Raw genomic sequence first — 15,748 nt, 5'->3', positions numbered from 1 at the left:
GAAAAAAGAGATTACAGACTGGCCGCAAGCTTACGGCTCTCCTGATCACAACGCGCGATCTCCTGCAGATCAGGCTCGTCCACATTGTGGTGTGCTTCCAGCACAGAAGCAATAATATCTTCTATTTTAAGGAATGAAATCTCTTTACGCAAGAAACGGGCTACAGCAACCTCGTTGGCTGCATTAAACGCCGTTGTTCCGGTTCCTCCCATTTTACCACACTCATACGCCATTCTTAAACACGGGAACCGTTCCATATCCATCTCACGGAAATGTAATTTTCCAGCTTGAGCAAGAGACAGACGCTGTGCTGGTGATGGCAAGCGGTCAGGGTAAGTCAGTGCATATTGAATGGGAACGCGCATATCCGGATTCCCCAGTTGTGCGATGATGCTGGTGTCATCAAATTCCACATAGGAATGAATAACACTCTCTGGGTGAAGCAATACATTAATCTGATCATATCGAAGACCAAATAACCAATGTGCTTCAATGACCTCGAGACCCTTGTTAACCATCGTTGCCGAGTCTATCGTAATTTTGGACCCCATTGACCAATTCGGATGTTTAAGCGCATCCTCAATAGTCACGCTCTTCAACTGTTCACGGGTAAGATCCCGGAATGATCCGCCTGAAGCGGTGAGCGTAATGCCTGCCAAGCGTTCTCTGTTTTCACCATTCAAGCATTGGTATATCGCAGAGTGCTCACTATCGATGGGTAGCAAAGAGACTCCTTTGGCAGCCGCTCTTGTAGTAACAATATGCCCCGCTGTAACCAATGTCTCCTTGTTGGCCAGCCCGATCTGTTTGCCTGCGTCTATGGCAGCAAGCGTTGACTCCAATCCAACACTCCCCACCACCGCTGTAACAACCGTATGCGCATCGGTTCCTGCCGCAACTTCTACGAGTCCCTCAGTGCCATAAAACAGTTGCGTTCCTGCTGGCAAATGTGGAGCTACCTTCTCCGCCAGTTCTTTGGACCCCACCGATACCTTCTTCGGCCGGTAACGTTTGGTTTGTTCGACCAGCAGGTCTGTATTGCCTCCGGCAGCCAGTCCCTCCACTTGAAAGAGTTCTGGATGCATGTCAACTACATCCAGTGTCTGGGTTCCAATGGAACCGGTTGACCCGAGAATCGCAATTTTTTTCATGCTGCACCTCATTTTTAATTATCCAATGCCTACGGCAAACAATGCTGTTATCTCAGACTCAAGTTCTTCTTTAGTAGGGCAATAGCATTAGTATATGTACGAATGGAAAAACAACAATCCAGCTGTCGCACCGATCAAGAATGCCTCCATGCCCTGGGAGAAGACTGCCTGAATCCTTGATATTATATACACGTTTGTATGCAGACTGGATCAAGTCACCCATCTGACCTACAACTGCACAGGCAATTCCGATCACAATCGCTCTTTGCCACGAAAGCAAACCATCTGATACTAATGCAAAAATAACAGAAGTAACAATTGCAATCACGATGCCACCCAGCGCACCCTCCACGGTTTTGTTTGGACTGATGGAAGGCCACAGTTTGTTTTTACCAATTAGTTTCCCTACAAAATAAGCTCCTGCATCACTGGCCCATATGGAGCCCAGCAACAGGAAAGTCCAGAACAATCCATGATGCAGATGTCTGGATTCTGCAATGTAATAGAAACCGATCCCTATATACAACACGCCGATGAAAAGCATCGCCACTGTATTCACGGGAAGCTTATTTTTGGTGACAACCGAAGCTGTCATCAGCACAAGCATTACTATCCAGATGACCTGAAATAAGGATAACGGTCTTGCCTCCCAAAGCATCTCCCAAGGAAACACAATGGCAAAAACACCAGCATATCCAATCAGGGCCACACCTGAAAAAGGCATCACCCCGGTCATTTTAACAAATTCATAATAACCGATGAGAGCCATAAGCAGTACCAAACCATGGTACCAGGGTCCGCCCAGCATGCAAAAACCTAAAAACAACACACCTGCTATGATTCCTGTCGTTAATCGCTGTTTCAACGGCTTCATCCTCCATCTATTTCAAACCGCCGTAACGCCTTGTTCTGCGCTGATATTCGGCTACTGCTTCAAGCAAATGCTTTTTGCCAAATTCGGGCCAGTATATATCCGTAAACCATAATTCACTATATGCAAGCTGCCAGAGCATAAAGTTGCTTAATCTCAACTCTCCGCTCGTCCGGATCAGCAGATCCGGATCGGGCATGTCAACCGTCAGCATATGTCTATCAATGAGTTCAGGTGTTATGTCCTCTGCCGATAGTTCCCCCGATTTCACCTGCAGAGCGATCTGTTTAACACAGTCCGTCATTTCACGACGACTTCCATAGTTCATTGCAAAGTTCAAAACGAGACCTGTATTATGTTCCGTAAGACGAATGGCTTCCCGCAAGGCATTAATGGTATGAGAAGGTAAATGTTCCTCTTGACCCATCATGCGAATGCGCACATTTTTTTCTATAAGTTCATCCAGCTCTATGGCTAGAAATTCTTGCGGAAGTCGCATCAGAAAATCCACTTCTTCTTTTGGACGCGTCCAGTTTTCTGTCGAAAAAGCGTACATCGTCAGATATTTGATGCCCAGTTCATCCGCCGCGATGGTCGCACGTTTGACTGCCTTCATGCCATTTTGGTGCCCGGCTATACGCGGGAGTCCCAAACGTTTGGCCCATCGTCCATTGCCGTCCATGATGATGGCGACGTGCTGCGGGATATTGTCCTCGGATATAGTCAGCGTTTCCTGCTTGTCAGCCCCATTCCACCACGACCGAACCCGTTTGATCATTCCTGTTCCTCCAAAATCCCTGAAGTTTCTTTATCTGAAGCTTGGAAAAAGAGACAAAACCCCACCGTATTGGAGGGGCTGCGCTTGTCTTACACTTCCATGATTTCTTTTTCTTTGGCAGCGAGTACCTTATCGACTTCAGCAATAAACTTGTCGGTCGATTTTTGGATATCGTCCTGATGTCTCCGGGATTCATCCTCGGAAATATCTGACTTTTCCATTTTCTTGATGTCATCATTCGCGTCACGGCGAATGTTACGAATCGCTACTTTACCTTCTTCACCGAACTTTTTCGTCAGCTTAACAAGTTCCGCTCTACGTTCTTCCGTCAATGCCGGAATAGACAAACGGATCATGCTACCATCATTGGCTGGAGTAAGACCCAGATCCGATTTCATGATGGCACGCTCGATGTCACCCATGGAGGATTTGTCCCAAGGCTGAATCATCAGTGTACGGGAATCCGGAGTACTGATATTAGCGAGTTGATTCAATGGCGTCATTGCTCCATAATACTCTACCTGGATTCGGTCCAGAAGAGCTGGAGTTGCACGGCCTGCACGCAAAGTAGCCAGGTCACGACGCAATGCTTGAATTGCTTTTTCCATACGCTCTTCGGCATGTTGTTTAACCGCTTGTGGCATTAATCTACACTCCCTTTAACGATTGTTCCGATACGTTCGCCCAGAACAACACGTTTGATGTTACCTTGTTCTGTAATGGCAAATACGATCAACGGGATGTTGTTGTCCTTACAAAGCGAGGATGCCGTTGAATCCATTACACCAAGGTCTTTGTTAAGAATATCCATGTAAGTCAACTGATCAAATTTCACAGCTGTGCTGTCCTTAAACGGATCTGCTGAGTATACACCATCAACTTTATTTTTGGCCATCAAGATAACTTCTGCTTCAATCTCCGCTGCGCGCAGTGCTGCTGTTGTATCCGTGGAAAAGAACGGGTTACCTGTACCTGCTGCAAAAATAACGACCCGGCCTTTCTCCAGATGGCGAATAGCTCTACGACGAATATAAGGCTCTGCAATCTGTTGCATTGCAATAGATGTCTGTACACGCGTAGGCACTTCAATCTGTTCCAAAGCATCCTGCAGTGCCAGCGAGTTCATCACTGTCGCCAGCATACCCATATAATCGGCAGTTGCACGATCGATGCCTTTTTCGCTACCGGCAATTCCACGCCAGATGTTTCCGCCGCCACATACAATAGCAACCTGTACACCAAGTGCAACAACCTCTTTTACCTGTTGGGCAATCGACGAGATCGTATCTGCATCAATACCGTAGCCGTTTTGACCGGAAAGAGACTCTCCGCTGACCTTTAAGACAACACGTTTAAATACTGGCTGTTCCAATTATTCACCCTCCACTTTGAATTGAACACGCTTGGTGTTCAACCAACAAAACTTCTCGCGCATGGCCTCCTGCTTAAAAAGAAAGGAACACAGTTGTGTTCCGCTCTTTTAGGAAAAACGTTTAACCGGTAAGGCACTGTTTTCCTGAGATATAAGGGAGTTTACGCTTCGAAGTTTCATCATTCTTATATCTTCGAAAATCAATTTTGCTCGCCGGTTTATAGAAACCGTCTTATTTGTTTACTTGGGACATTACTTCTTCTACGAAGTTGTCTACTTTTTTCTCAAGACCTTCACCCAGTTCGTAACGAACGAAACGACGGATGGAGATGTTTTCACCAATTTGGCTGATTTTTTCGTTCAGCAATTGAGAGATCGTTTTGTCTGGATCTTTTACGAAAGTTTGTTCCAGCAGGCAGTACTCTTCGTAGTATTTACCGATACGGCCTTCAACCATTTTTTCAATGATTTTCTCTGGTTTGCCTTCGTTAAGAGCTTGAGCTTTCAGGATTTCTTTTTCTTTTTCAAGCTCATCTGCAGGAACTTCTTCGCGTGTAACGAATTTAGGATTAGCTGCAGCGATTTGCATAGCTACATCTTTAACGAAATCCTTAAATTGATCCGTTTTACCAACGAAGTCAGTTTCACAGTTAACTTCAACCAAGACACCAATGCGTCCACCAGCGTGGATGTAAGATTCTACAACGCCTTCAGTGGCTGCACGGCCTGCTTTGCTTGCTGCTGCAGAGAGACCTTTCTCACGCAACAATTCAGCTGCTTTTGTTACATCACCATTTGCTTCTTCCAGTGCTTTTTTACAATCGAGCATACCAGCGCCCGTTCTTTCGCGAAGTTCTTTTACCGCACTCGCATTAACTGCCATTATAAATTCCCTCCAACATTAAGTATTGTACGTACACTCTAAAAAAAGGGCAGTGAGAGGTTATCCACCTGCCAACCACCCTTTTCATTTAGTTTATAACATATGTTCGAATCTATTAAGCGGAAGTTTCTTCGCCTTGGTTAGCTTCGATTACTGCGTCAGCCATTTTACCTGTCAGCAATTTAACAGCGCGGATCGCGTCGTCATTACCTGGGATAACATAATCGATTTCGTCCGGATCGCAGTTAGTATCAACGATACCTACAATTGGGATACCCAATTTGCGAGCTTCCGCAACAGCGATACGCTCTTTGCGTGGATCGATGATGAACAGGGCGCTTGGCAGGCCTTTCATATTTTTAATACCGCCCAAGAATTTCTCCAGACGATCTTTTTCTTTACGAAGCAAGATAACTTCTTTTTTAGGCAATACAGCGAATGTACCGTCTTCTTCCCAAGCTTCCAACTGTTTCAAACGATCAATACGTTTTTGAATTGTTTGGAAGTTAGTCAGGGTACCGCCAAGCCAGCGTTGGTTAATGTAGAATTGACCAGCACGTTCAGCTTCTTCTTTAACGGAATCTTGAGCTTGTTTCTTAGTACCCACGAAAAGAATTTTACCATTCTCTCCTGCGATTCCTTTAACGAAGTTGTAAGCCTCTTCGACTTTTTTCACCGTCTTTTGCAAGTCGATGATATAAATTCCGTTTCTTTCAGTGAAGATATAACGATCCATTTTTGGGTTCCAACGACGAGTCTGGTGACCGAAGTGTACCCCAGCTTCGAGAAGCTGCTTCATGGAGATTACTGCCATCTTCACACACCTCCTAATATGGTTTTTATTGTGTCCTCCGCCGGCATCATTTTTCGCCAAGACTCTCCATAAGGAAAGCACCCTCAACAAAATTAGCACATGCGTGTGTTTTAACACCGTTATCTAATATAGCATAACTGACTGTCCGATGCAACAGTCTTTAAAGCTAAAATCTACTTTTCGTTTTTTGCTAGTATCGAATCATTTTAAACTTGATATGTAACTCAGGCGCTAATTATTATCAAGCTTTGAAAATGCACCGTTTAATACGCAAAAACCGTCCTGTCCGAGCATGCTCAGTTTGACGGTTCTTTCGTAATTTTTGCGATAATGGATTTGAAACTTTCGCCTTTTTCAAGCGCATAGGTACCCACTTGGATTTTCGTATTGATTCGCTCAGCCTTGCCAGCCTTGATGAACGCTTGAGCATCATCTACGATTCCCGCAGTTTTTAGGTTTGCTGCAACGATCGCCAGACTATTGCCTGAACGTACCTTGAATGATACTGTTGCGCCTTTCGGATTGCTCGGCGTTACAGGCTCTGTTGTCTTCGGCTCAGTTATCTCTTTTTGTCCTTCACCTTCACTTGCAGCAGGCTCTTGTGGCTTCTCAGGCTCTGCGGGTGCTTCCGTAGAGGTTACTGTCTCAGGCGATGTTGCTGTTTTCCCTTGCAACTCACTGCTTTCTTGCTTTTTCTTCTCTACCCACTCAGCTTCTGTGAACAATCCCTCATCAGAACCGACCACCTTCATATCCAGGCTTTTTGCGGCTGTTTCAAGCTGTTCTTTGGTCATATTGGCGGTCTGCTCGGGGTCCAGATTACTATCCGATAATGCGTTTTGTCCAACTGTGGCCAGTTGTAGCAAAACCGCACCAATAATCAAGCCGCTCCCCAGACCAATCCATAAGGATCGCTTGTCCATGACTTAGCTTTCCTCCCGTTCTGCCAGTTGCAGTATTAACTGTACCTCACCACGCTGAATGCCTGTCTGCTTGGATATGGCATCCATCGACTTACCCTCAGCATGTAGATTAAAGAGTTCTGCATATCGATCTTTAATCGACTCACGCCCAGGCAAAGATTCGACTTCACTGGTCTGTTCGTCTGCTTCTAACGCCTGCTGGGCCGCCTCTGCTTGTACACTTTTCACGAGCGCTTGTGCTTGCAAACCTTCGGAAGATGGTACGGATACATTACCGGAGTGTGGAACAGGCGAAGCGACAGGTTCGTTCTTTTTGCTCTGTTCCAGCTGATCCAACCGCTGCTGTAATTCCTGAAGTTGCAATTGCATACGTTGATCGGCTGCTGTCGCTTCTCCCTTCATTTCAGCCACACGTTGAATAAGAGCATCATTATCATTTTCGATCTCGGTCATGTAGTGTTCAAGCGTAGATTCCATCTCCTGCACCAGTTGATGCCCAGGCTCTTGCGCCTTGTTTTTCCGAGGCATAATACAAGCATAGGCGATGGCGCAGGCCCCTAATATGACAATAATGATCCATGGTGACAAATTGGGTTCTCTCCTTCTGATTCAACCATCGGTGCGCAAGACTCCATGTCCATAACAACCATTTATTATAAAGACAGATCTATGTGTTTTCCCTTGTACGGGTGCTCTGCAGGTTTGACAGTTTCTTGAGCCTGAGCAGACTCCTGTCCATCGAAACCACTCTGCTGTTCCCCATCATGATTATGACCATCACGCACCGAAGTCTGTGAAGTTTCGTCCATTGCTTCACTTCGTTGCCTTGCTTCATTTGCTTCTTTCGATGTTTGCTCTGCCAAAAGATTCTGATCCGTAATCGGTCGTTGCTGGGCTTCACTTTGATAACGTCCCGCTTCACTTGTTCGTGGTACCGCAATCTGCAACTCCACTGCTTTGAAACTCATACGCTCACCTCACGGTTTCGAATGGATTTCTTCCTGTGCCTGAATGCTGTACTTAAACGTATGGAACCATCGTAATATCACCATCGTGATAATAAAATGAAATTCGACTCACTGGATCTTTAATAAATTTCGTGTATCTGCCGATAACTATTTTAGAGCCTCCATAAATCATCTTCAGAATATCAACACGAGCCTTACTTGTATCTTCAAGTGCCTTTTCAATTTCAAAGATACGCATCTTCGTTTCTTCACTTATACGAAGAGCAGATTTCTGCGTAGCATTCAGCTTGATTCGCATCGACATCTTATCTGGAGTGAGTTGTCCAGCGGCAGCTAATTGATCCAGCAATGTCAAAGCTTTCTTCGTTTTGTCCAAGGAATCCATCTGCTCTCTGACTTCCTTGCGCAAATCATTGAGTTCGTTACGCAGCTTTGGTAGCACACCAACTTCAATGGAAGTGACCGTGGACATGCTGTTGCCTACAACACGCGCTGAGACGTTCTGACCAGCCTGGATGGAGCCACCAACGATTAGACCTTTGGTGCCCGCACAGATGACACCATGGCCAGCACGAATATTGGAATGCATAATACTTTGGGAAACCAGAACATCTTCACCGGCATCTACGTTACCTTCTTGAATGAAAGTACATTTAACATTATGGCCTGCTTGTACCAGTCCTTTGTTATAACCAATAATACCACCAGTAATTTCGATTGAGCCGCCTGCTTCCAGTTCAGCTCCTTCGACACCTCCGACGACACGAATGTCACCTGCTGCTTTTACTTTAAATCCGGTAAGTACATTGCCTCGTATGACAACTGTGCCTACAAAGTCAATATTACCGTTATTGTAGTCAACGTCACCATTGACTTCATAAACCGGAAACACATTCAGTTTGTTACCGTCCGTTTTGGTAACCAGCCCATCCAGTGCAGCATACATCGCAGAACCATCCGGGTTAATCACAACGTTTTTCCCAACTTTAAACCGAGCTTCTTTTCCCGGACGATAAGGAATTTCCTCACCCGTTACTGCTCTGCCTGGTATGCCATCGCTAGGAGCGATCCGCTCTGCAATGATCTGACCACTACGGACATTGTTTAACCGGGTCACTTCTTTGTAATCGACGGTTCCATCTTCCGATTCCAATGGTCGTCGTTCATTCGTATCGTCCATCCCAACCAGGACCTTGATGAAGCCATCTGTTCCTTGAATGGGAGCGACACCTTCTGCAATCTTGTATTTATCTTTCAAATAGGTTTCAGGGTTGCTCACAAAAAGTAATAGTGCCTCTCGCGATACACCTTGTTTGATGCCCTTGTCCGCCACAAATTGTTCAAGTTCATCGATCGTGCAGGCAAAGCCTTCTTCCTCTTTGGAAAATTCAAGGTAGGCTGTGCATTTGTCGTCCGATAAAACAATGTTTAAACATTGTTCCAAAGCAGTCCGCTGTGTCACCGCAATTCTTCCCCCTTTTATACTTTCCACTCCCCAAACTCCAATGATATTACTTCTCTCTATTAATCTTTACGCATCAACAAATCTTTCTGTTTGTCCAACGTGCCGCGTAATCGTAATATTGCCTTGGAATGTAACTGGGATATACGAGACGGAGAAAGAGACATAACCTCAGCAATTTCACTAAGAGAAAGATCTTCGTAATACAAGAGTGAAACAACCGTTCTCTCTTTTACCGTCAACTTGTCAAGCCCTTGCACCAAAGCTTCCTTCAAATAAAACTCATTCACTTTATAATCCGGATTTTTGGCTTTCTCATCCACCATCAAAGACAGACGAGTCTCAGACTCTTCCTCACGAATTGGGTCCTCCAGCGAGCAAAGTGACATGACTGCCACTTCCTGAAGCATATGTTGAAAATCTTTAGTGGACACGTCCAGGTACTCGCTCATTTCCTCATCACTAACAGACCTGAGATAACTTTGTTCCAGCTGTTGGTAGGCGTCTTCAATTCGCTTGGCCTTCTCCCGCACAGAACGCGGAACCCAATCACCTTGACGCAGACCGTCAAGAATGGCTCCGCGGACCCTCCATGATGCATAAGTTTCAAATTGCAGACCACGTTCATAGTCGAACTTCTCCAATGCATCAATTAACCCCATAACGCCATTGCTCTCCAAGTCATCCTTGGGAACATTTTTGGGTAAACCAACAGCCAGTCGACCGGATACATAATTTACAATATGAAGATACTTTTCAATCAACGTTTTCTTGGCATCAAGATCTCCATGTTCTTTCCACTTTTCCCACAGATCAGAATGGTTCAAATGTGAAGCTTTACGCTCGTTCAATTGCTTTCACCCTCCTTATTTGTCTGTCAGGTGACGAACGGCCTGCGCCAATTCCTCCGGATCCTTGGTCCGGACAAGTTTAGGCGGATCCAAAGGGGCGAATCCCGTTGGAGCTTTCGTCTCAGATGGCGGAAGATCGTCCCCAGATGAAGCGTTCTGTCCACTCTTGAGCAAATCATTCAGCTCTTGTCCATTGTCTTCGATTTTAATGTCCACCTGTGAACCTCTTTGATCTTGAGCATTTGGTGAATCATAACCATACCCATTTCCCTCGATCTGAGGGTTCAGCAGCAATCCCAATCCCCAGCGTAAACCATATGCAAGGACAAACCAGGCTACGAATCCGATCAATCCGCGAATTAAACTGGTCATCAGCACATTGCTGCTGTACGCTACAAAAAAAGTAAGAATAAACCCAACGATGCCTGCTCCAAGATTAATGCGGTAGTTTCCTATCATAGTCTTATAATTCCTTTACACCCATTTGTACACTTCGAATAGTCAAAAGTCCAGTTTCACAGTCCATCTCAATCGTTCGTCCATAATTCCCACCCGTATCTTCTGCTAGAAGAGGGATATTGAGTTTTTGAAGCCACTCTCGACAAGAATCTGCATTCCTTGGTCCAATGCGCATTGTATCTCCAGCGCCAGCAAAGGCAAACATCTGAGAGCCCCCGGCCATTTTAGACACAATACGTGAGTGAGAAGCGCCTAGTTTTATCATCTTTTCCAAAAGCTCAGGCAACGCCGTATCCGCATATTTCGCAGTGTTCAGTTTCCCTTCACGGGCGATCTCTGAAGTAGGAAGCATGACATGCGCCATTCCAGCCAGCTTCAAATGTGGGTCATACATTGTTAATCCCACACACGAGCCCAAGCCCGTCGTACGGATTACACCAGGAAGATGAGCGATGTTTAAATCCGCCATACCGACTTTAACGACGCTTTTGTCCTCAATCATGGCTCAGTGGCACCCCTAGCGATTCAAATATCTTTGCAAAGGATGGTGGATCCGGAATGAGGAAAAACTGACCCTCAACTTGATCTTCACCTTCAAAGAAAGATGTGTCAATCAACAATGCAGCGTCACCCATCTCGCCAAATTGCAGCAAGCCATAACTTAGAATGGCACCCGCCATGTCGATGGCAAGTCCAGGAACAGTTGGATACATAGACAACTTCGTGAAATCTGCCAAAGAAGAAAGATAGGATCCAGCCAAAATATTTCCAATTTCGGAAAGCGCTGATTGTTCCATATCTGTAAAAGCGAGTCCTTCTTTCAGATCAAACCCGGCAAGTCTATTCAACAACATTTTAGCAGCCTCTGGTGTCATCATAAAGAAAAGATTTCCCGGTGCTTCGCCTTCTACACGAAGAAACACGGTAACCACGATGCGTTCATCTCCGCCCACTTTTTCGGCAACTTCTTCAAAAGGGAGCATTTGTACTGTAGGTACACCCATGTCAATCGGTCTGTTGAGGAGTTGAGACAACGCCGTTGCGGCGTTGCCTGCTCCAATGTTACCGACCTCTTTGAGCACATCCATCTGGAATACCTCAAATCGGTTGAACATCTCCACGGTACTAGCCCTCAACACTTTCCAGCTGTACAATCTCGCTTTTATTTAATACTTCGTTTAGGTTGAGCATAATCAACAAGCGTGAATCCTCCAATTTAGCAACACCTCGCAGGTATCTTGCTTTGACGCCGCCAACCACTTCTGGTGGGCTATCGATTGCACTGCTCTTGATATCAATAACATCATTGGCAGAATCTACGATAAAGCCAACTTGCATATCGTCTACACCTACGATAACAATACGAGTCTGATCCGTGTATTCCGTTTCCGGAAGGGAGAAACGACCGCGTAGATCAATGACCGGAATTACAACACCGCGTAGATTAATAACTCCTTTTACAAAGGAAAGTGTCTTGGGAACACGGGTAATTGGCATCATGCGCTCAATCGTCTGAACCTTATCTACCTCAATACCATACTCTTCGGAACCCAATTTAAAGACGATGACTTTCAACTCTTCTTCCATGTAAAAAACCTCCCTATTAAATGTAAGACTTAGCTCTATACTTATTTAATAAATGCATTAGGATCAAGAATCAGGGCTACTTGTCCATCTCCGAGAATGGTTGCTCCAGAGATTCCTTCAATAGCAGGAAGATAGGTTCCCATTGATTTGAGAACAATCTCACTCTGTCCAATAAATTCTTCAACAGCTACGGCTGCAAGACGGTCGCCTTTGCGAATCACGACAATTTCTGTTTCTGGCTCATCAGCGTCGTTGAAATCAGGTACGGAGAAAACTTCGCTCAAGGACAAGTACGGAATCAGTGACTCACGGAACGTGATCATTTTATTGCCGTGAATATTACGAACTTGCTCACGTTGTACAATGGCCGTCTCTACAATGGAGGACAACGGAACAGCGTATTTCTCTGAACCAAGTCGTACAAGCATTGCAGCAATAATGGATAGAGTCAATGGAAGCTGAACAGAGAAGTTCGTGCCTTTGCCTGGAGTTGAATGAATGGTTACATTACCGCCAAGCGAAGTGATCTTCGATTTTACTACATCCAAGCCAACGCCACGGCCAGAGATATCCGAGATAATATCAGCAGTACTAAAACCAGGTGCGAACAACAGTTGATTTACTTCATCGTCACTCATCTTGGCACCTTGTTCTTCGGTTACAACACCACGTTTGATCGCGGTTTTCAAAAGCTTGTCGCGATAGATACCTTTACCATCATCTTCAATCTCGATAAATACGTGATTCCCACTGTGGAAGGCACGCAGGTTTACTGTTCCCATCTCTGGTTTACCTGCAGCTACACGCTCTGCAATGGATTCCACACCATGGTCAACCGCGTTACGCAATAAATGCACAAGCGGATCACCAATCTCATCAATTACCGTACGATCCAGTTCCGTCTCAGCACCTGTAATCACCAGATCGATTTTTTTATCAAGTGTCTTAGCCAGATCACGGATCATGCGCGGGAATCGATTAAATACAGTATCTACCGGAACCATCCGTAATTTCAGTACAATATTTTGCAAATCTGTGCTAACTCGACTTAAATGAGCTACTGTATCGGATAAATCATTGTTGCCTGTTTCACTGGCCAGTTGCTCCAGACGTGAACGGTCAATCAACAATTCACTGAACAGGTTCATCAATACGTCGAGACGTTCAATATCCACACGAATGGTACGTGAAGGTGCAGCAGCTTGCTTCGGTGCAGCTTGCTTCGGTGCAGCTGTTTTAGCTGGTGCCGTTGTGGCTTCTTCTTTCGATACAGAATTCTTATCCGGCGAAGCAACCTCAGCTACAGCTGTTGGTGCGGGTGGCGCTTCAACTGTAGCTGCTACCTGATTGGCCATCTGCTGAAGAGTCTCCTGATCCAGTTGAATGAGCTTCGCACTTTCAATTTCAGAGATACTCATGATGCCTTCTTCCAGTTCGTGCGCCTCTTTAGTTGTTATGTAATACAACGAGAAACTGCGCTCAAACTTCTCCTGCTCAATATCCTGAACGGATGGGTAAGCCTTAACGACTTCACCTGAACGTTCCAGCATATCAAAGACCATATAAGCCCGTACACCTTTTAACTGGCTATGCTCGCTAACAAGCACATCCACGTAGAACACACGATGACCTTCGGCGATCGACTGATCCAGCACTGAATATTGGAATTCATCCAGCTCCACAGCCGAAGAAATTGAAGCGTTAGCTGGCTTGTTTGTTTCTGTAGCAGGTCCGTCTCCATTTGTCATTTCACCATTTTCAATGGCCTGAAGTGAAGCTACGATTGCCGACACATCTGCTTTACCTTGTCCACCTTCGGTAATATCCTGAACCATGGTTTCCAAAGCGTCCAGACTCTTGAACATGGTATCAAAAATGTAATCCTGCATTTTCAACTTCTCATTACGAACCAGATCCAACACATTTTCCATTTTATGTGTCAGTGATGCCAAATCTTCAAAGCCCATAGTTGCTGCCATACCCTTCAAGGTATGAGCAGAGCGGAATATAACCTGAACTATGCCCAGGTCTTCCGGATTGCCTTCAAGTTGAAGCATGTTTTCGTTAAGCGATTGCAGATGATCATTAGACTCATCAATAAACATGGATAAATATTGGTTCATGTCCATTGTGAGGCACCTCCTCTGTGAGTTACACTCCGTTATTTCACTGCTTGAACAAGTTTAGACGCAATCTCCTGCAATGGCAGAAGATGACGAACGCATTGCAGCTCTACAGCAGAACGCGGCATACCATATACAACACATGTTTCTTCATTCTCGGCAAAGGTTGATGTAACTCCAGCTTCGTATAATCTCTTCATCATACGTGCTCCATCACTTCCCATTCCCGTGAGCAAAACAAGATGCCTTTGTAAAGATGTAAACGGCAGAAGTGACTCAAACATCGTATCCACTGAAGGTCTATGGCCATTCACTGGTTGATCTTCAGTCAGCTTCACGATAAACTTCCCGTCTGCTGTTTTGTTAACTTTCACATGGAATCCGCCGGGTGCTATATAGGCGGTTCCTTTTTTCAGAACCATGCCCTCTTCAGCTTCAACCACATGCAGTGGACTGAATGTATTTAATCGTTGAGCCAGAGAACGTGTGAAGTTGGGCGGCATATGCTGCACAATAATAACCGGTGCAGGCAAATCAGCAGGCAACTGCTCAAGCAATGTTTTGAGAGCCCTCGGTCCACCCGTAGAACAACCTATTGCCACAAGTTTGTTGAATGGTCCCTCCAGCCCCTCTCCACCTTTGGGGACAGGATTAGGCTTGATTACATCCTTGGCTTTTGCAGAGGCAGAAGTTGCCGCTATTTGATCGGCTGCCACTCTAGCTGCATTAGGTAGTCGAACTTCCTTTGGAGTCTGTACCGGATTAGCTGACCTCACTGCTTTTTCTGCCTTCGTCCCCAAATTACGCTCAGCCTTCGGCAAAGGCTCTGGTTTGTTCTCTACGCGACTTGGTTTTGAAGGTGACAATGGTTCAATTGGTTTCTTTGATTTGGCCTGAAAAGCTTCAGTCCGCTCTCGAAGAGAGTGTTGACTCGTCTGGACAGGTTCGATCGTTTTTTTCACAGGTTCCGCTCGATCCCTAGCCGGCAGTTCTTTCTGCACTGGCTGAGTTGGGGGAGCAACTGCTCCTCGCAACATGTCTCTATTTTTCATGGATAACTCACGATCAGCTTTTCTTTTGATCTCATTCATCGCAGCACGCATGCGCTCAACCAAGGCTTTACCAACTTGAGCAATATCCTGGTCATGTGAAATAGATGGTTTGCGAATGAAGTCAAATGCCCCTGCTTCAAGCGCCATAATGGTTTCTTTCATGCCCTGTTCATTGATACCAGAGAGCATAATCACAGGAACGAAGGATTCCTTCATAATTGATTTTAATGCATCCAACCCATTCATTTCGGGCATCTCAACGTCCATTGTAATAATATCGGGTTTCAATTCTAGTGATTTTTGAATCGCTTCTCTACCGTTTGATGCCGTTGCCGTAACCTTGAATTCCGGATCCGCCTGGATCAAATCCGTAACAATCTTACGCATAAAAGCGGAATCATCGACAACCAAAACTTGATACGCCGCCATGTTGTGTCACCCCTGTTTCCTTTAT

18 protein-coding genes are annotated in these 15,748 nt (G+C 45.4%); all 18 read right to left on the bottom strand.

The genetic code is table 11. From position 1 onward, the window contains the following. Positions 1 to 11: 11 nt before the first annotated feature. The 18 genes from MKY92_RS11225 to MKY92_RS11140 all read right to left on the bottom strand — a co-directional run bounded on the left by MKY92_RS11225 (position 12) and on the right by MKY92_RS11140 (position 15,723). Positions 12 to 1,151 carry a 1-deoxy-D-xylulose-5-phosphate reductoisomerase gene (locus tag MKY92_RS11225; protein WP_339300701.1) on the bottom strand — a complete coding sequence of 380 codons (1,140 nt, stop codon included), beginning with the start codon at positions 1,149 to 1,151 and terminating at the stop codon, positions 12 to 14. Between the two features lie 70 nt (positions 1,152 to 1,221). After that, on the bottom strand, positions 1,222 to 2,016 hold the full coding sequence (locus MKY92_RS11220; protein ID WP_339300699.1) for a phosphatidate cytidylyltransferase: 795 nt from the start codon (positions 2,014 to 2,016) through the stop codon (positions 1,222 to 1,224). A gap of 16 nt (positions 2,017 to 2,032) precedes the next feature. After that, the gene (locus MKY92_RS11215; protein WP_017689151.1) at positions 2,033 to 2,800 is read right to left on the bottom strand and encodes an isoprenyl transferase; all 768 of its coding nucleotides are present in this window, start codon (positions 2,798 to 2,800) and stop codon (positions 2,033 to 2,035) included. An 89-nt stretch (positions 2,801 to 2,889) separates the two neighbouring features. Further along, complete coding sequence (gene frr / locus MKY92_RS11210; protein ID WP_017689152.1) at positions 2,890 to 3,444, bottom strand: ribosome recycling factor; 555 nt, start codon at positions 3,442 to 3,444, stop codon at positions 2,890 to 2,892. Further along, positions 3,444 to 4,172: a UMP kinase gene (pyrH, locus tag MKY92_RS11205; RefSeq protein WP_076208883.1), complete on the bottom strand. Its 729-nt coding sequence runs from the start codon at positions 4,170 to 4,172 to the stop codon at positions 3,444 to 3,446. The genes frr and pyrH overlap by 1 nt, the downstream gene beginning before the upstream one ends. A gap of 232 nt (positions 4,173 to 4,404) precedes the next feature. Continuing rightward, the gene (tsf, locus tag MKY92_RS11200) at positions 4,405 to 5,055 is read right to left on the bottom strand and encodes a translation elongation factor Ts (RefSeq protein WP_036609326.1); all 651 of its coding nucleotides are present in this window, start codon (positions 5,053 to 5,055) and stop codon (positions 4,405 to 4,407) included. A gap of 115 nt (positions 5,056 to 5,170) precedes the next feature. Next, the gene (gene rpsB, locus MKY92_RS11195; RefSeq protein WP_017689155.1) at positions 5,171 to 5,869 is read right to left on the bottom strand and encodes a 30S ribosomal protein S2; all 699 of its coding nucleotides are present in this window, start codon (positions 5,867 to 5,869) and stop codon (positions 5,171 to 5,173) included. 296 nt (positions 5,870 to 6,165) lie between these two features. Next, positions 6,166 to 6,792 carry a hypothetical protein gene (locus MKY92_RS11190; RefSeq protein WP_339300697.1) on the bottom strand — a complete coding sequence of 209 codons (627 nt, stop codon included), beginning with the start codon at positions 6,790 to 6,792 and terminating at the stop codon, positions 6,166 to 6,168. A 3-nt stretch (positions 6,793 to 6,795) separates the two neighbouring features. After that, positions 6,796 to 7,380: a hypothetical protein gene (locus MKY92_RS11185; RefSeq protein WP_339300695.1), complete on the bottom strand. Its 585-nt coding sequence runs from the start codon at positions 7,378 to 7,380 to the stop codon at positions 6,796 to 6,798. Positions 7,381 to 7,445: 65 nt separating this feature from the next. Next, positions 7,446 to 7,760 (bottom strand): hypothetical protein, encoded by a 315-nt coding sequence (locus MKY92_RS11180; protein ID WP_339300693.1) that lies wholly within the window; start codon positions 7,758 to 7,760, stop codon positions 7,446 to 7,448. Positions 7,761 to 7,812: 52 nt separating this feature from the next. Continuing rightward, entirely contained in the window at positions 7,813 to 9,222 is a 1,410-nt protein-coding gene (locus tag MKY92_RS11175; RefSeq protein ID WP_133384327.1) for a FapA family protein, read from the bottom strand. A 62-nt stretch (positions 9,223 to 9,284) separates the two neighbouring features. Next, the gene (locus MKY92_RS11170) at positions 9,285 to 10,073 is read right to left on the bottom strand and encodes a FliA/WhiG family RNA polymerase sigma factor (RefSeq protein WP_339184077.1); all 789 of its coding nucleotides are present in this window, start codon (positions 10,071 to 10,073) and stop codon (positions 9,285 to 9,287) included. A gap of 15 nt (positions 10,074 to 10,088) precedes the next feature. Then, positions 10,089 to 10,532 (bottom strand): hypothetical protein, encoded by a 444-nt coding sequence (locus MKY92_RS11165; RefSeq protein WP_339300692.1) that lies wholly within the window; start codon positions 10,530 to 10,532, stop codon positions 10,089 to 10,091. A 4-nt stretch (positions 10,533 to 10,536) separates the two neighbouring features. Beyond that, positions 10,537 to 11,034, bottom strand: a complete 498-nt coding sequence (locus MKY92_RS11160; protein WP_017689162.1) for a chemotaxis protein CheD — start codon at positions 11,032 to 11,034, stop codon at positions 10,537 to 10,539. Next, positions 11,027 to 11,647 carry a chemotaxis protein CheC gene (locus MKY92_RS11155; protein WP_091034987.1) on the bottom strand — a complete coding sequence of 207 codons (621 nt, stop codon included), beginning with the start codon at positions 11,645 to 11,647 and terminating at the stop codon, positions 11,027 to 11,029. The genes MKY92_RS11160 and MKY92_RS11155 overlap by 8 nt, the downstream gene beginning before the upstream one ends. 10 nt (positions 11,648 to 11,657) lie before the next feature. Further along, positions 11,658 to 12,119, bottom strand: a complete 462-nt coding sequence (locus tag MKY92_RS11150) for a chemotaxis protein CheW (RefSeq protein WP_036609340.1) — start codon at positions 12,117 to 12,119, stop codon at positions 11,658 to 11,660. 41 nt (positions 12,120 to 12,160) lie between these two features. Beyond that, positions 12,161 to 14,248, bottom strand: coding sequence for a chemotaxis protein CheA (locus MKY92_RS11145; RefSeq protein ID WP_339300690.1), 2,088 nt, complete (start codon positions 14,246 to 14,248; stop codon positions 12,161 to 12,163). Between the two features lie 32 nt (positions 14,249 to 14,280). Continuing rightward, complete coding sequence (locus tag MKY92_RS11140; RefSeq protein ID WP_339300688.1) at positions 14,281 to 15,723, bottom strand: chemotaxis response regulator protein-glutamate methylesterase; 1,443 nt, start codon at positions 15,721 to 15,723, stop codon at positions 14,281 to 14,283. Positions 15,724 to 15,748: the final 25 nt, after the last annotated feature.

Origin of the sequence: Paenibacillus sp. FSL R5-0623, from assembly GCF_037974265.1 — a bacterium.
GTDB lineage: Bacteria > Bacillota > Bacilli > Paenibacillales > Paenibacillaceae > Paenibacillus.
The sequence above is the reverse complement of the archived record's forward strand: the minus strand, read 5'-3'. Positions and strand labels throughout refer to the sequence as shown.

Coding starts and splice junctions, on each gene's coding strand:
- MKY92_RS11225 (WP_339300701.1), bottom strand. CDS start 1,151: ATGAAAAAAATTGCGATTCTCGGGTCAACCGGTTCCATTGGAACCCAG.
- MKY92_RS11215 (WP_017689151.1), bottom strand. CDS start 2,800: ATGATCAAACGGGTTCGGTCGTGGTGGAATGGGGCTGACAAGCAGGAA.
- frr (WP_017689152.1), bottom strand. CDS start 3,444: ATGCCACAAGCGGTTAAACAACATGCCGAAGAGCGTATGGAAAAAGCA.
- tsf (WP_036609326.1), bottom strand. CDS start 5,055: ATGGCAGTTAATGCGAGTGCGGTAAAAGAACTTCGCGAAAGAACGGGC.
- rpsB (WP_017689155.1), bottom strand. CDS start 5,869: ATGGCAGTAATCTCCATGAAGCAGCTTCTCGAAGCTGGGGTACACTTC.
- MKY92_RS11190 (WP_339300697.1), bottom strand. CDS start 6,792: ATGGACAAGCGATCCTTATGGATTGGTCTGGGGAGCGGCTTGATTATT.
- MKY92_RS11180 (WP_339300693.1), bottom strand. CDS start 7,760: ATGAGTTTCAAAGCAGTGGAGTTGCAGATTGCGGTACCACGAACAAGT.
- MKY92_RS11165 (WP_339300692.1), bottom strand. CDS start 10,532: ATGATAGGAAACTACCGCATTAATCTTGGAGCAGGCATCGTTGGGTTT.
- MKY92_RS11160 (WP_017689162.1), bottom strand. CDS start 11,034: ATGATTGAGGACAAAAGCGTCGTTAAAGTCGGTATGGCGGATTTAAAC.
- MKY92_RS11155 (WP_091034987.1), bottom strand. CDS start 11,647: ATGTTCAACCGATTTGAGGTATTCCAGATGGATGTGCTCAAAGAGGTC.
- MKY92_RS11150 (WP_036609340.1), bottom strand. CDS start 12,119: ATGGAAGAAGAGTTGAAAGTCATCGTCTTTAAATTGGGTTCCGAAGAG.
- MKY92_RS11145 (WP_339300690.1), bottom strand. CDS start 14,248: ATGGACATGAACCAATATTTATCCATGTTTATTGATGAGTCTAATGAT.
- MKY92_RS11140 (WP_339300688.1), bottom strand. CDS start 15,723: ATGGCGGCGTATCAAGTTTTGGTTGTCGATGATTCCGCTTTTATGCGT.